Genomic DNA, 14,653 nt, shown 5'->3' with positions numbered 1-14,653 from the left:
CGGATGCACCTCCCGGCCACGCCGGCAATCATCACCCACCCCGCACCGAGGCCCTCGTCCGCCTCGACGTCCCAGGACGATTAAGCGACAGGCTCAGATCGACATCGACCGTGCAGGCCCGCTGATCACGGCGAGGGGACGCGAACGGTGACTCCGGACGCACGGAGGCAGCGAACAGCGCGTTCGCTGCGACCAGGGGCTGTCACCGACAGGGGCCGCTACCCGGCCGCGCTCCGCCGCTCGGTCCGCAGGCGTTCGAGCTCCGCGATGAGGGTCGCCGCGTCGTAGGGCCCGCGGTGGCGGCGGGGTCGCGAGCCGCGGATGCCGAGGAAGAAGGTCGGTGTGCCGGGCAGCTCGCTGCCGCGGGCGTCGATCTGGTCGTCGGTGACGCGGCGGGTGACGTCGCCGTCGCGCAGGTCCTCCTCGAGGCGGTCGATGTCGAGGCCGAGGTCGGCGCAGTAGCGGAGCAGGCTCTCCCGGTCGAGGGCGTCGCTGTGGGCGAAGAACGCGTCGTGCACGTCCCAGAACCGGCCCTGCTCGGCCGCGGCCTCGGAGAACTCGGCGGCCGTGCGGGCGTTCGGGTGGTGGTCCTCGAGCGGGAAGTGGCGGAACACGTAGCGCACGTCGTCGCCGAAGTACGCCCGCACCTCCCGCGTGCTGCCGGTGGCCTTGCTGCAGAACGGGCACTCGAAGTCGCCGTACTCCACGAGCGTCAGCGGCGCGTCGACCCGCCCGCGGATGTGGTCGCGGCGTGGGTCGACCGCGCGCAGGAGGATCGACGACACGTCGAACGGCTCGGGACGCAGACGGGCCCCGACGCGGAAGACGAGCGTGCCGAGACCGAGCGCGATCACCGACGCCGCGAGAACCCCGACGCGCGCCTGGTCGGCCAGCGCCGGGTCGGTGAGGGCGAGGTCGACGATGAACAGCGAGATGGTGAACCCGATCCCCGAGAGCGCGGCGCCTCCGCCGACCTGGGTCGCGGTCAGGCCGGGCGCGATGCTGCCCGGGCGAAGCCGCGCCATGAGCGCGGTCGCCCCGCTGATGCCCACGAACTTCCCCACGACGAGGCCGAGCACGACGCCCCAGGTCAGCGGCGAGGTCGCCGCGACGGCGAGGGACTGCGCGGTGAGCGGGACGCCCGCGTTGGCCAGCGCGAAGACCGGCACGATGATGAAGGCGGCGTACGGCTGCCACAGCCGCATCAGGCGCTCGTTCACCGAGACCGCGCGTTCCAGGCCGAGCCGGGCGGCGCGGGCGTAGTCGGGGTTCGGCGACTGCCGGAACGCGCGCGTCAGGGCGGCCGCACGTTCCACCTCCTGTCGCCGCGGCGGGTAGACGGGCAGCAGCAGCGCGATGAGCACGCCGGCCAGCGTCGCGTGCACACCCGAGGAGTAGAACGCCACCCACGTCACCACCGACACGACGAGGTAGGCGCCGCCGCGCCAGACCTTGAGGCGCCGCAGCTGCCACACCACGAGCAGCCCGACCGCGGCGACGACCAGCGGCAGGACACGCAGCTCGTCGGTGTAGACGAGCGCGATGATCGCGAGCGCGCCGACGTCGTCGGCGACCGCCAGGGTGAGCAGGAAGATCCGGAGACGTTCCGCGCGGCGCGGGCCGACGACGGCGAGCGCCCCGAGCAGGAACGCGGTGTCGGTGGAGATCACGACACCCCACGCCGACGCCTGCTCGCCGGTGGGGTTGAGCAGCAGGAACAGCAGCGCCGGCAGCGCCAGCCCGGCCAGGGCCGCGGCCAGCGGGACGGCCGCCTTCGCCCGGTCCCGCAGCTCGCCCATGGCGAACTCGCGCTTGACCTCCAGGCCGATGACGAAGAAGAACAGCGCCATCAGGCCGTCGTTGACCCAGTGCTGCAGGTCGAGGTCGATCGAGAGGTCGCCGACCGAGATCGCGAGGTGGGTGTGCCAGAACGCGTCGTAGGTCTCGCCCCAGGGGGAGTTCGCCCACAGGAGGGCGAGCACCGTCGCCACGAGGACGAAGACCGCGGCGAGGGACTCGCTGGAGTCCCCCCGCCGCGCCTCGGCGATCCGGTCGAGGACGCTGCGCCACCGCGGCGCCTGCACCGCGGTCGTGTCCGTCATGTCCTCATGATCCTCGACCCGTCCAGACCCGGGTACCGGTACAGGCGCTCAGGCGGGGCGGACGAGCAGCGCCACCGGGTAGCGGTCGAGCACCGCGTCCAGCGCCGGCGCCGCGCCGTCGACCGGGCGCCCTGTGATCACGTCGGTCCAGTCGTCGGCGCCGCCGGGCAGGGGCAGCGCGGTGTCGCGCCAGCCGCCCGCGGCCCGCAGCCCCACGGGCAGCCGGGTGGCGACGGCGACGAGCCGCTCCCGCCCGCCCGGACCGCCGCGGGCGAACGCGATGGCGTGGTCGGCGGCGACCCCGGAGGCGGGCAGCGGCGCGTAGCCGGTGAACAGCTCCGGGCGGAACCGGCGCAGGCGCAGGGCTGCCGAGACGACCGCGAGCTTGCCGGCCGCGACCTCGTCGGCGTCGGCGGCGTCGAACGCCGGCACCCACCCGCCGTCGAGGCGCTCGAGCAGGCGCCGCCGCTGGTCGAAGTCGACGGGCCGGCGGTTGTCGGGGTCGACCAGCGAGTACTCGAAGCACTCGGTGCCCTCGTAGACGTCGGGCACGCCCGGCCCGGCGAGCTGGAGCAGCTTCTGGCCCAGCGCGTTCGACCGCCCGTGGGCGTCGATCTGTGCGACGAACGCCTCGATCTCGGCGACGGCCTCGGCGTCGCCCAGCACCTGGCCCGGCCAGGCCGCGATCGCCTCGTCGACCTCGGGCACCGCGTCGACGTGCGCGGTGACGAGCTTGGCCTCCTTGGACGCCTTGGTCAGGTAGCCCGCGAGGCGCTGCTCGGTGAGCGGCCAGGCCCCGAGCACCGACTGCCAGGCCAGGAGCTCCAGCGACGGCGAGGGCAACGGGTGACGGGACGCGGCGGTGCGCAGGAAGGCACCCCACTCGGCGGTCAGCTCGCTGAGCACGGCCAGGCGGGCCCGGACGTCCTCGGAGCGCTTCGTGTCGTGGGTCGAGAGCGTCGTCATCGTCGCGGGGGTCGCCGCCTCGCGGGCGGCGGCCTTCGCGTGGAACTCGACGGGGGAGACCCCGAAGCGGTCGGGCGCCCCGCCGACCTCGTTGAGCGCGACGAAGCGGTTCCACCGGTAGAAAGTGGTGTCCTCGACGCCCTTGGCGGTGACCATGCCGCTGGTCTGCTCGACGCGGCGGGTGAGGTGCCCGTCGGGCTCGGACGTCATCGCCGCGTGGATCGTGCGGAGGATCTCGGCTAGCTCGGGGCGCGCCGTGGCCGCGGTGTCCACCGCCCGGTCCAGCGCGTCGCGGCCCTCGGGCAGGTACGACCGGTAGACGGGATAGGCGCCCAGCAGCTCGGCGACCGCGTCCTGGACCTTCGAGGGGTCGTCCCCGCCGTCACCGGAGCCCGGCACGAGCGCGGCGATGCGCTTGACCTCGGCGACGAGGATCTGGTCGGTGACCAGGCGCTTCGCGGCGTGCTCGGTGATCGACAGGCTTTCGCGGACCCCGGTGTGCTGGGCGGCCACGGCGTCGATCAGCGCCTCGCCCCGCGGGTCGACGAACAGCCCCTGGATCTCGCGCAGCGCCTCGTAACCGGTGGTGCCGTCGACGGGCCACGACAGCGGGAGCGCCTCGTCCGCGCCGAGGATCTTCTCGACGAGCAGCCAGGCCCTCTCGGCGTGCTCCCCTGAATCCAGCGCCGCACGCAGCCGCCGCAGGTACGCCCCGGGCGCGGTGAGGCCGTCGGGGTGGTCGATGCGCAGGCCGCAGAAGACATCGCGCTCGCCGTGGAACCAGCGCAGCACCTCCGCGTGGGTCGCGTCGAAGACCGCGGGGTCGTCGACGCGCACCGCCGCGAGGTCGGAGACGTCGAAGAAGCGCCGGTAGGTCAGCTCGGCGTTGCCGCGCCGCCAGTGCACGAGCCGGTAGTGCTGGCGCTCGTGCACCTCCTGGGCGGTCCCGGCATCGCTCGTGCCCGGCGCCACCGGGTAGCGGTGCTCGTAGTAGCGCAGCTCGGTGCGGTCGTCGGAGAGGGTCAGCGCCTCGACGTCCTCCGGCGAGCCGAGCACCGGGATCAGCAGCGGCCGGGTGAGGTCGGCGTCGTACCAGGACGCGTACGGCGAGTCCGCTCCCTCGCGCAGCAGCGACCACCAGGAGGGGTTGGCCTCGGGCACGGCCACACCCATGTGGTTGGGGACGATGTCGACGAGCACGCCCAGCCCGGCCGCGCGCAGCGCCGCGACGAGATCACGCCGGCCCGTCTCGCCGCCGAGCTGGTCGTTCGCGCGCGTGGGGTCGACGACGTCGTAGCCGTGCATCGACCCGGGCGAGGCCTGCAGGATCGGCGAGCAGTAGAGCGCGCCGACGCCGAGGGCGTCGAGGTAGCCGACCAGCTCGCGCGCCGCCGCGAAGTCCTGCTCCGGGGAGAGCTGGAGGCGGTAGGTCGAGGAGGGGATCACTGCCCGTTCTCCGTCACGTCCGTGCGCTGCAGGAGCAGCATCGACCGCGACGTCACGGTGACGACGTCACCGCCCACGTGGTCGGGCAGCTCGTCGGGCAGCGGCGGGGTGTTCCAGGTCTGGGTGGTGCGCGTGGTGCCGACCACGACCTCGCCGGTGGTCGTGTCGAGCACGACGGCCCACCGGTGCGGGAAGCCCTCGCCGGGCAGCGTGACCTCGCAGTCCTCGTGGTGGGCGTTGAAGATCAGCAGGAACGTGTCGTCCACGACCCGCTGGCCGCGGGGGTCGGACTCGAGGATCCCGTCCCCGTTGAGGAACACGGTGAGCACGGCAGCCTCGCCGGACTCCCAGTCGTGGTCGGTCATCTCCTCGCCCGACGCGGTGAACCAGGCGATGTCGCGCTGGACCTCATCGGTGGGCGCGCCCGCCGCGGGCCGGATGGGGCGGCCGTTGAAGAAGCGGCGCCTGCGGAACACCGGGTGCGACGCGCGCAGCTCCGAGACCTTCGCGGTGTAGTCCATCAGCTCGGAGTCGGCCTTCTCCGGCGACCACTCCATCCAGGAGATCTCCGAGTCCTGGCAGTAGCCGTTGTTGTTGCCGTACTGCGTGCGGCCGATCTCGTCGCCGTGCAGCAGCATCGGCACGCCCTGGGACAGGAACAGCGTGGCCAGGAAGTTCCGGCGCTGCCGTTGACGCAGCTCGAGCACCGCGGCGTCGTCGGTGGGCCCCTCCACGCCGTGGTTCCAGGAGTTGTTGTCGTCGGCGCCGTCGCGCCCGTCCTCGCCGTTGGCCTCGTTGTGCTTCTCGTTGTACGAGACGAGGTCGTTGAGCGTGAAGCCGTCGTGCGCGGTGACGAAGTTGACCGACGCGTAGGGCCGGCGACCGTCGTCCTGGTAGAGGTCCGACGACCCGGTCAGGCGTGATCCGAACTCGCCGAGCGTGCCCGGCGTCCCGCGCCAGAAGTCGCGGACGGTGTCGCGGTACTTGCCGTTCCACTCGGTCCAGCCGGGCGGGAAGTTGCCCACCTGGTAGCCGCCGGGACCGACGTCCCACGGCTCGGCGATGAGCTTGACCTGCGAGATCACCGGGTCCTGCTGCACGAGGTCGAAGAACGTCGACAGGCGGTCGACGTCGTAGAACTCCCGGGCCAGCGTCGCCGCGAGGTCGAACCGGAAGCCGTCGACGTGCATCTCGGTGACCCAGTACCGCAGCGAGTCCATGATCAGCTGCAGGGTGTGCGGCTGCCGCACGTTCAGCGAGTTCCCGGTGCCCGTGTAGTCCATGTAGTACTGCGGCTGGTCGTCGACGAGCCGGTAGTACGCCTGGTTGTCGATGCCGCGCATCGACAGCGTCGGGCCCTGGTGGTTGCCCTCGGCGGTGTGGTTGTAGACGACGTCGAGGATCACCTCGATGCCCGCGGCGTGCAGGTCGCGCACCATCGCCTTGAACTCCTGCACGTGCGCGCCGGGCGCCGGGCTGCCCGTGATGCCGATGCTGGCGTAGCCGTAGTGCGGGGCGAAGAAGGCGATCGTGTTGTAGCCCCAGTAGTTGCGCAGCCCGCGCTGGACCAGCGCGTCGTCGTGCACGAACTGGTGCACGGGCATGAGCTCGATCGCGGTGACGCCGAGCCGCTGGAGGTGGGCGATGACCGCCGGATGCGCGACGCCGGAGTAGGTGCCGCGCATGTCCTCGGGGACGTCGGGGTGCAGGTGGGTCAGGCCCTTGACGTGCGCCTCGTAGATGACGGTGTCGTGGTAGGGCGTGCGCGGCGGCCGGTCGTCGTGCCAGTCGAAGAACGGGTTGATCACCACCGACTTCGGCACGTACGGCGCCGAGTCGTCGTGGTTGACCTCGTCGTTGTCGTCGAAGTGGTAGCCGAAGAGCGCCTCGTCCCACTCGTAGGTCGTCCCGAGCGTGCCGTCGAGCGCCTTCGCGTACGGGTCGATGAGCAGCTTGTGCCTGTTGCAGCGCAGCCCCTGTGCGGGGTCGTGCGGGCCGTCGATCCGGTAGCCGTAGCGCTGGCCGGGCACGACGCCGGGCAGGTAGCCGTGCCAGACGAAGCCGTCACGCTCGGGCAGGTCGACGCAGGTCTCGGAACCGTCGGCGTCGTAGAGGCACAGCGTCACCTTGTCGGCGACCTCGCTGAAGAGGGCGAAGTTCGTCCCGGCCCCGTCGTAGGTCGCCCCGAGGGGATAGGACGTGCCGGGCCAGGGCTGCATCGGGCGTTCCTCCGGGGGTGGGGGTGTGGGCGAGCACCGATACGGGGGGTGCCCGGTGCGCCCTCCGAGGATACGGGGCCGGTCGGACGGCACGGGGGCGCCGAGGGGACGCCCCGCTACCATCCCGGCGTGGCGACCGTGTTCACCAAGATCATCAACGGGGAGATCCCCGGCCGCTTCGTCTGGTCGGACGACCGGGTCGTCGCGTTCCTCTCGATCAACCCGCTCGGCCCGGGGCACGTCCTGGTGGTGCCCCGCGAGGAGGTCGACCAGTGGGTCGACGCCTCCCCGGAGCTGCTGGGGCACATCACGACGGTGGCCCACGCCATCGGCGCGGTGATCCGCGACACCTGGTCGCCCCCGCGCGTGGCGCTGATGGTGGCGGGCTTCGAGGTGCCCCACCTGCACGTCCACGTGCACCCCGCGTGGGGCATCGAGGCGTTCGACTTCACCCGTGCCGCCACCGATCCCGACCCGGCCGAGATGGACCGGCACGCCGAGGCGATCCGCGCCGGGCTGCGGGCCGCCGGGCACGGGTCGGTCGTGCCCCCCGCCTGAGATCACCGCCTGAGATCACCGCCTGAGATCACCGCCTGAGATCACCGCCTGAGATCACCGCCTGAGATCACCGCCTGATATGACCGCCTGAGATCACCGCCTGAGGCCCGACCGATGCAGCTGCTGCTCGTGCGCCACGCGGAACCGCTGGCCGCGGACGCGACCGACGGCGTCGGCGCGGACCCCGCGCTGTCCCCGCGCGGCAGCGAGCAGGCCGAGACGCTCGGGCGCTGGGTGGCCGGCACGCCGGACCGCCACGCGATCGCCGAGGTGGTCGTCTCGCCGATGCGGCGGGCCCGCGAGACGGCCGCGCCCGCCGCGGCGGTGCTGGGCCTGGAGCCGGTGGTCGTCGACGACCTCGCGGAGTTCGACCGCGGCCGCGCCTCCTACCGTCCGGTGCACGAGCGCGACGCCTCCGACCCGGACTGGCAGGCCATCCGCGCCGGACGCTTCCCGTCCTTCGTCGACGCCGACGCCTTCGCCGGGCGGGTGCGCGCGGCCGTCGACGGGATCGTCGAGCGGCACGGGCGCCGCGACACGGTGCTCGTCGTCTGCCACGCCGGCGTGATCAACACCTACCTGACCGGCCTGCTCGGGCTGGAGCTCCCGCTGTACTTCCCGCTCGAGCACGTCTCGCTCTCGCGGGTGCTGGTGTCCGGCGACGGCCGGCGCCGCGTCCGGTCGGTCAACGAGACCCAGCACGTCGAGGACCTGCGGTGACCGAGCCCCGACGCGCGGGAGACCGGGCCGCGCTGGGTCCCGAGCGACTGCTGGCGTTCAGCGACGGGGTGGTGGCCATCGGCCTCACCCTGCTCGTGCTGCCGCTCGCCGACCTCGTCCCCGAGGCCGCGGAGCCCGAGCGTTCCGGTCTGACGATCATCACCGACAACCTCGCGCCGGTCGGCAGCTTCGTCCTGAGCTTCGCCGTCATCGCGCGCTTCTGGGCCGCGCACCACCGGGTGTTCGACGACGCGCCGCGCGTGGGGCCCGGCCTCGTGTGGATCAACACCCTCTGGCTGTTCACGATCGTCGTGCTGCCGTTCCCCACGGAGATGGTGGGCGCCTTCCCCGAGGACGACTTCACGCTGCGCTTCTACGTGGGCACCCTGTTCGCCAGCAGCGCCCTGCTCACCGTGATGACGCACCTCGTCGCGCGCTCGCGTCCCCGGGAGGAGCGCGCGGCGGCCGTGCGGCGCAGCGGGTCGGGCGTCACGGCGCTCCTGCTCCTGCTCATCCTGGCCGTGACGCTCGTGGTGCCGGACCTGGGCTACTGGCCGCTGCTGGTGCTCTTCGCCACCTCGCCGCTCGAGCGCGTGCTCGGGCCGGTCATCATGCGCCGGCTGGGGCACACGCCCGACTGATCGCGCGCTCGCGGGTCTTGAGCGGGGCGCCCGGGTGGACGACGCTCGATCCCGTCGTCGCGTCCGTCGTCGCGTCCGTCGGCGGGGGAGGCCCATGAGCTCGTCGACGACGCCGCGGGCCGGGCGGCGCACGGTCCTCGCGGCGATGACGCTGGCCAACGCGATGATCCTCGTGGACCAGACGGCGGTGCCGCTGGCGCTGCCCGACATCGCCCAGGACTTCGGGGTCAGCACGCTGCTCGTGCAGTGGGTGCTCACCGCGAGCCTGCTGCCGCTGGCCGGGCTGCTCGTGCTGGGCGGCCGGCTCGGTGACCTCCTGGGTCGCCGGCGCGTGTTCCTCCTCGGCGCCGTGGTCTTCGCCGGGGCCTCGGCGCTCGGTGGCGCGGCCCCGGACTTCGCGGTGCTGCTCGCGGCGCGCGTCTGCCAGGGTGCGGGCGGGGCGCTCATGCTGCCGGCGACCGTGGCGATCCTGTCCGCGGCGTTCGACCCGCACGAGCGCGGCCGGGCGCTGGGGGCGATGGGCGGGATCGCCGCGACCGCCGGGGCGCTCGGGCCCACGATCGGCGGTGTGCTGACCTCGGCGTCGAGCTGGCGCGCGGTCCTGCTGATCAACCTGCCGCTGCTCGTCGTCACGCTGTGGGCGACGCTGCGCTCGGTGCCGCCCGACGGCCCGCGGCAGCGCGCCGGCGTCGACCTCCCGGGCGCCGCGCTGCTGGGACTCGTGCTCGTCGGGCTCGTGTTCGGGCTCGCCCAGACCACCACCGAGGGCTGGACGGCGCCGGACGTGATCGTCTCGCTGGTGATCGCGGTGCTGGCCGCCGTGCTCTTCGTGCGCCGTGAGCGCCGCGTCGCCGACCCGCTGCTCGACCTCCGCCTCCTGGGCACGAGCCGCGACTACCGCGGCGCCACGATCAGCCAGGGGCTGGCGGGCATGGCCGAGATGGGCCTCGGGCTGATCCTCCCGCTCGCGCTGGTGCTCAACCTGCGGATGGACCCCGCGCTCGCCGGCCTCGCCCTGCTGTCCACGACCGTCCCGATGGTGGCGGTCGCCCCGCTCGTCGGCCGGTGGTACGACCGCACGGGCGGCCGCCCGCCCCTGGTCACGGGGTTCGCGCTGCTCGCGCTCTCGGGGGTGCTGCTCGCCGCCGCCATGCCCACCAACGCGTTCGCGTGGCTGCTGCCGGGGCTCGTGGTCTACGGGCTCGGCCTCGCCGTGGTGCTGACCGTCAACGACCCGGTCGGCCTGGACACGGTGCCCGAACGCGACCACGGCCAGGCGTCGGGCGTCTCCGCGACCGCCGAGCAGGGCGGCGGCGCGGTGGGCATCGCCCTGCTCTACGCCCTGCTGCACCTGACCTACCTGTCGTCGCTCGCCGACCAGGTCGAGGCGCGGGGCCTGCCGCCCCTGACGCCGGACTCGGGGAGCGAGCTGCGCGATGCCCTCGAGGCCGCCGAGCAGACCGGCCTGCGGATCGACACGTTCGACCCGCGCGTGGTGTCGTACCTCGACGCGGCCGAGCGGGCCTCCGACCACGGCTACATGGTCGCCTTCCTCGCGGTGACGGTCCTGGCGCTCGTCGGGGTCGTCACCTCGGCGCTGCTGGTGCGCCGCCCGCCGGACCCGGCGACCGGCGTCGCCGAGGCGGAGGCACCGGAGGCCCGCTGGGGTGAGGACGCCGAGCCCGGCGCCGCGGTCGCGGCCCCGACGCCGCCCCGCCACCTCGTGCGGCCCGTCCGGCTGCCGCCGTCGCGGGGGCGCGGGCCCGGCACCGTCACCCGCTCGTGACCCACGGACGGGCCGCCGTCCCTACCGTGGTCCCGCCCGCACACCCCCGCGGTCCCTGGAGGAGACGCCCGTGCCCGTCACGCCACCCACCCCGGAGGAACTGGCCGCCCTGGCCGCCCGCGACGGCCTCGGCCTCGACGAGGCGGGCCTCGCGGCCTTCGCCCCGCTCGTCGAGGGCTCGTTCGGGGCCTACGACCGCGTCGAGGAGCTGTGGGCCGCGCAGGCGCCCGTCGCCCCGCAGCGCGAGTGGTCGTGGCCCGCCGAGGGCGAGAACCGCTGGGGCGCCTGGTACGCCCGCTGCCGCGTCGAGGGTGCGGCGGGCGGGCCGCTCGCCGGGCGCACCGTGGCGATCAAGGACAACACCGCCGTCGCCGGCGTGCCGATGGCCAACGGCTCGCGTCTCGTCGACGGGTACGTGCCGTCCCGTGACGCGACCGTGGTGACGCGCCTGCTCGAGGCCGGCGCGACGATCACCGGCAAGGCGGTGTGCGAGGACCTCTGCTTCTCCGGCGCGAGCCACACCTCGCACACGGGTCCGGTGCGCAACCCGTGGGACCCGACGCGGACCACCGGCGGCTCGTCGAGCGGCAGCGCCGCGCTGCTCGCCGCAGGCGAGGTCGACCTCGCCACCGGCGGTGACCAGGGCGGCTCGGTGCGCATGCCGGCGTCGATGTGCGGGATCGTCGGGCACAAGCCCACCCACGGGCTCGTGCCCTACACCGGCGCCTTCCCCATCGAGACCACGATCGACCACCTCGGCCCGATGACGCGCACCGTCGCCGACGCCGCCCTCGCCCTCGGGATCCTGGCGGGGCCCGACGGGCTCGACCCGCGCCAGCCCGACGCCGTCGCGTCCGTCGACTATCTCGCCGAGATCGACCGCGGGGCGCAGGGCCTGCGCGTCGGGGTGGTCACCGAGGGCTTCGGGCACGAGGGCCTGTCGGTGCCCGGCGTCGACGCGAGCGTGCGGTCCGCCCTCGACGTCCTCGCCGGCGCGGGCCTGGCCGTCGACGAGGTCTCGCTGCCGTGGCACCGCCACGCCTTCGACGTGTGGACGGTCGTGGCCACCGACGGCGTCGTCGCGCAGATGATCGAGGGCAACGGTTACGGCCTGAACTGGGAGGGCCTCTACGACCCCGACCTCATCGCGCACTACGGGCGCCGTCGTGCCGAGGGTGGGCACCTGTTCTCCGACACCGTGAAGATGGTGACGATGGCCGGACGCCACGCCCTGACCCAGGAGCACGGCCGGTACTACGCCATGGCGCGCAACCTCGTCCCGACCGCCCGCGCGGCCTACGACGCGGCGCTGGCGCAGTACGACGTGCTGGTCATGCCCACCGTGCCGATCCTGCCGACCACGATCGTCGCCGACGACGCGCCCGTGGCCGAGAGCGTCGCCCGCGCCCTCGAGATGATCGTCAACACCGCGCCGACCGACGTCACCGGGCACCCCGCGACCTCGGTGCCCGCCGCGCCGGTCGACGGTCTGCCGGTCGGGATGATGATCGTGGGCCGGCGCTTCGACGACGCCACCTGCCTGCGCGTCGCCCACGCCTTCGAGCAGGCCGTCGGCGGCTTCCCCGCGCCGCCCGTGGGCGCGGGGGTCGCGGCGGGCTGAGGGACGGCCGGGTGTGCTCAGGTGGTGACCGACAGGCCCTGGCGACGGTGATCTGCACACGCCGGAGCGCGGGACCTGGGCGGTGGTCCTCGGCAGGTGCGGAGAACGCTTCGGGATCCGAAGCGAATTCGTGGTCGAAGCCGGCTGGGCCGCCCGGGGGCCGCCCGTCCTACTGCAGGTAGTCGTGCACCTGCTTCCCGGTCGCCTCGCCCGCGTCGCCGCCGTACTCACGTCCCGCGCGGCGGCGGCGCAGCACGTCCCAGCACTGGTCGAGCTGCTCCTCGATCGAGCGCAGCCGGGCCCGGTCGTCGTCGTCGATCCTCTCGCCGTGCGAGCGCAGGCGATGCTCCTCGTCGACCAGCGCGTGGATGGTCTGCAGGGTGTCCTCGTCGGCCATGGGCACGAGACTAGGTCAGCTGCGCACCAGGGCCACGAGGTCACGGACACGGGCCCGGGGCAGGTAGGCGCGGCCGATGCCGAGGCCGACGCGCGGCAGGTCGGCCTCGTCGCGGTAGACGAGGAACATCGGCGCGTACCGGGGCTGGAACTTCGCCTTGAAGGCGTGCAGTGAACGGAAGCCGTAGTAGGGCTCGAGCAGCTCGCCCATGCGGTCGAGCACCCGGTCGAGCACGTCCCGGCCCTCGACACCGCCCTCGATCTCGCCGGTGCGGGCCAGGGGCGCGCCGGACAGCGACACGAAGCGGGCGCCCTCGGCCTGGAAGGTCAGGCACGCCGACGCGATGAGGTACTCCACGACCGCGCGGAAGCCCTCCTGGCGCCGGCGCATCACGTCCAGGGTCCAGCCGACCACGACGCCGTCGGGCCCGTACACCGGCAGCCAGGACGTGACGCCGTGGATCGTGCCCTCGGCGTCGACGGCGAGACCCGTGCGGACCTCGGGGTCGAGCGCCTCCTCCACGCCGCCGAGGGTGAAGCCCATCTCGGGCAGGCCCTTGTCGCCGACCCACTCCTCGGAGATCGCCCGCACCTGGGCGACGACCGCGCGGGGCTCCCCGTCGAGACGCACCATGCGGTGGGTGATCCCCGCCTTCGTCGCCCGGTTGAGCGCGCTGCGGACGTTCTGCCAGGGCTTGCCCTTGAACTCGAGGCCGTCGAGATCGATCAGGGTGTCCTCGGCGACCTGCAGCGCCCGCCACCCGGCGGCCCGCGCCGCCGCCGCGAGCTCCTCGGTGGTGGAGAACAGGCAGGGCACCCAGCCGGCGCGCTCGGCCGTCGCGCGGAACTCGTCGAGGGCGACGGCGCGCTCCGCGGGGGCGACGATCGGGTCGCCCAGCGCCACGGCGACCCCGGCGTGCACGCGGTACGCGGTCACCCCGGCGCCGGGGCGGCCGTGGGCGAGGTACCGGTTCTCCGGCCACGTCGTCATCCACGACAGCGTCGAGCCGCCGTGGCGGTGCAGCGCCTCGCGGGCGACCTCGGGGCCCGTCGCGGCGCCGCGCTCGCGGCGGCGCAACCGGCGCCGTGACGGCACCGCGAACGCGTGCCGGCCCACGACGAGCCAGACCAGCAGGGCGGCCCACAGCACCGCGTTGGGCACGAACACCGCGAGGCCCACGAGCTCGACCTCGTCCATGCGGCCGGTGAGCTCCGCGACCACCACGACCGCGATGACGACCAGGCCCACCAGCGCGTAGAACGCCCCGAGCACCAGGCCGAGCACCCACGCCGGGCGCCGCCCGCGGCGCAGCCCCTCGGCGAGCAGCAGCGCGACGACCACGGAGACGACTGTCTCGGCGACGGTGGCGTCCGAGGCCGTGTTGCCGAGCGGCCCGACGACGGGCACGACGAGCGTCAGGACACGGATCGCCGCGATGACGACGAGCCCTACGGCGGCGACGAGGCGCCACTCGCGCCGCCCCGGGCGTCCGGCGGACCCGGCGGGCGCACCGGCGATCCGCCGGCCGAGGGGGAGCGCGACGGCCAGGACGAGCGCGTGCGCGACGTCGGCGAGGTGGCCGAGGAACAGCAGCCCGACCGCCGCGACGACCACGAGGACCAGGCGCAGCCGCAGTCGCCAGGGGGCGGCGAGGGTGGCCGACGCGACGGCGACCACGGCGAGCACGCCCGGTGACATCCCGCCCGTGAGGGCGCCGGCGAGCGCGACCGCCCACACCCACCCGGTGGCCGCGAGCGCCGCGACCAGCCCGATCGTCACCAGCGCCGCGGCCAGCTGGCCCACGACGAGCACCACCGCGGTGCGCCGGGACCCGAGCCGGCCCTCCGCCCAGCCCACCCCGACCGCGACGAGCAGGAGGCCGAGCAGGGCCGTCAGGGGATGGACACCGACGAGCCCGCCGCTCGCGACCGTCCACCAGTGGCCCGCCGCGAGGGACGGGACGCCGGAGGCGACCGCGTCGGCCCAGGGGCGGTCGGCGAGCGGGGACCAGAACGCGCCGGTGGCGACGCCGGCGGCGACCACCAGGAGCAGCGCCACCGCGGTGACCGGCCGCCGCCGGGCGACGGCGAGGGCCCGCGCACCCGCCGCCACCGCGCGCGACGGCGCCGGGGTGGTCGTCTCCGGAGGGGCGGTCACCGTCATGGCGATCTCCTCGATGTCACACAGAGCGAAATTT

Annotated in this window: 10 protein-coding genes; 5 read left to right on the top strand and 5 right to left on the bottom strand. The window is 74.1% G+C overall.

Annotated elements, in window-relative coordinates:
* Window positions 1-218: 218 nt before the first annotated feature.
* From nhaA to glgX, 3 genes are read right to left on the bottom strand one after another with little or no spacing between them, the layout of a single operon-like run.
* Window positions 219-2,102 carry a Na+/H+ antiporter NhaA gene (gene nhaA / locus C8D89_RS09195; protein WP_116707763.1) on the bottom strand — a complete coding sequence of 628 codons (1,884 nt, stop codon included), beginning with the start codon at window positions 2,100-2,102 and terminating at the stop codon, window positions 219-221.
* A 48-nt stretch (window positions 2,103-2,150) separates the two neighbouring features.
* Window positions 2,151-4,514 (bottom strand): malto-oligosyltrehalose synthase, encoded by a 2,364-nt coding sequence (gene treY / locus C8D89_RS09190; RefSeq protein ID WP_116707762.1) that lies wholly within the window; start codon window positions 4,512-4,514, stop codon window positions 2,151-2,153.
* A complete protein-coding gene (gene glgX, locus C8D89_RS09185; RefSeq protein ID WP_116707761.1) occupies window positions 4,511-6,733 on the bottom strand; it encodes a glycogen debranching protein GlgX in 2,223 nt (740 codons plus the stop codon). The genes treY and glgX overlap by 4 nt, the downstream gene beginning before the upstream one ends.
* 129 nt (window positions 6,734-6,862) lie before the next feature.
* Here glgX and C8D89_RS09180 point away from each other — a divergent pair, with 129 nt between their 5' ends.
* The 5 genes from C8D89_RS09180 (at window position 6,863) to C8D89_RS09160 (ending at window position 12,059) form a co-directional block, all read left to right on the top strand.
* Window positions 6,863-7,291 carry an HIT family protein gene (locus C8D89_RS09180; RefSeq protein ID WP_116707760.1) on the top strand — a complete coding sequence of 143 codons (429 nt, stop codon included), beginning with the start codon at window positions 6,863-6,865 and terminating at the stop codon, window positions 7,289-7,291.
* A 114-nt stretch (window positions 7,292-7,405) separates the two neighbouring features.
* Window positions 7,406-8,011, top strand: coding sequence for a histidine phosphatase family protein (locus tag C8D89_RS09175; protein WP_116707759.1), 606 nt, complete (start codon window positions 7,406-7,408; stop codon window positions 8,009-8,011).
* Window positions 8,008-8,652, top strand: coding sequence for a TMEM175 family protein (locus C8D89_RS09170; RefSeq protein ID WP_116707758.1), 645 nt, complete (start codon window positions 8,008-8,010; stop codon window positions 8,650-8,652). The genes C8D89_RS09175 and C8D89_RS09170 overlap by 4 nt, the downstream gene beginning before the upstream one ends.
* A gap of 94 nt (window positions 8,653-8,746) precedes the next feature.
* Window positions 8,747-10,438 (top strand): MFS transporter, encoded by a 1,692-nt coding sequence (locus C8D89_RS09165; RefSeq protein ID WP_116707757.1) that lies wholly within the window; start codon window positions 8,747-8,749, stop codon window positions 10,436-10,438.
* A gap of 70 nt (window positions 10,439-10,508) precedes the next feature.
* Complete coding sequence (locus C8D89_RS09160) at window positions 10,509-12,059, top strand: amidase (protein ID WP_116707756.1); 1,551 nt, start codon at window positions 10,509-10,511, stop codon at window positions 12,057-12,059.
* A gap of 169 nt (window positions 12,060-12,228) precedes the next feature.
* Here C8D89_RS09160 and C8D89_RS09155 read toward each other — a convergent pair whose 3' ends face one another.
* Window positions 12,229-12,456, bottom strand: coding sequence for a DUF2630 family protein (locus C8D89_RS09155; protein WP_116707755.1), 228 nt, complete (start codon window positions 12,454-12,456; stop codon window positions 12,229-12,231).
* A gap of 15 nt (window positions 12,457-12,471) precedes the next feature.
* Window positions 12,472-14,619, bottom strand: a complete 2,148-nt coding sequence (locus tag C8D89_RS09150; protein WP_116707754.1) for a bifunctional lysylphosphatidylglycerol flippase/synthetase MprF — start codon at window positions 14,617-14,619, stop codon at window positions 12,472-12,474.
* Window positions 14,620-14,653: the final 34 nt, after the last annotated feature.

The organism is Actinomycetospora cinnamomea, assembly GCF_003096675.1.
Taxonomy (GTDB): Bacteria; Actinomycetota; Actinomycetes; order Mycobacteriales; family Pseudonocardiaceae; genus Actinomycetospora; species Actinomycetospora cinnamomea.
This window is presented reverse-complemented; position numbering and strand designations above follow the sequence as displayed.

Bases quoted from the DNA above. Each gene is read 5' to 3' on its own strand.
- nhaA (WP_116707763.1), bottom strand. From the start codon at position 2,102: ATGACGGACACGACCGCGGTGCAGGCGCCGCGGTGGCGCAGCGTCCTC.
- glgX (WP_116707761.1), bottom strand. From the start codon at position 6,733: ATGCAGCCCTGGCCCGGCACGTCCTATCCCCTCGGGGCGACCTACGAC.
- C8D89_RS09175 (WP_116707759.1), top strand. From the start codon at position 7,406: ATGCAGCTGCTGCTCGTGCGCCACGCGGAACCGCTGGCCGCGGACGCG.
- C8D89_RS09165 (WP_116707757.1), top strand. From the start codon at position 8,747: ATGAGCTCGTCGACGACGCCGCGGGCCGGGCGGCGCACGGTCCTCGCG.
- C8D89_RS09155 (WP_116707755.1), bottom strand. From the start codon at position 12,456: ATGGCCGACGAGGACACCCTGCAGACCATCCACGCGCTGGTCGACGAG.
- C8D89_RS09150 (WP_116707754.1), bottom strand. From the start codon at position 14,619: ATGACGGTGACCGCCCCTCCGGAGACGACCACCCCGGCGCCGTCGCGC.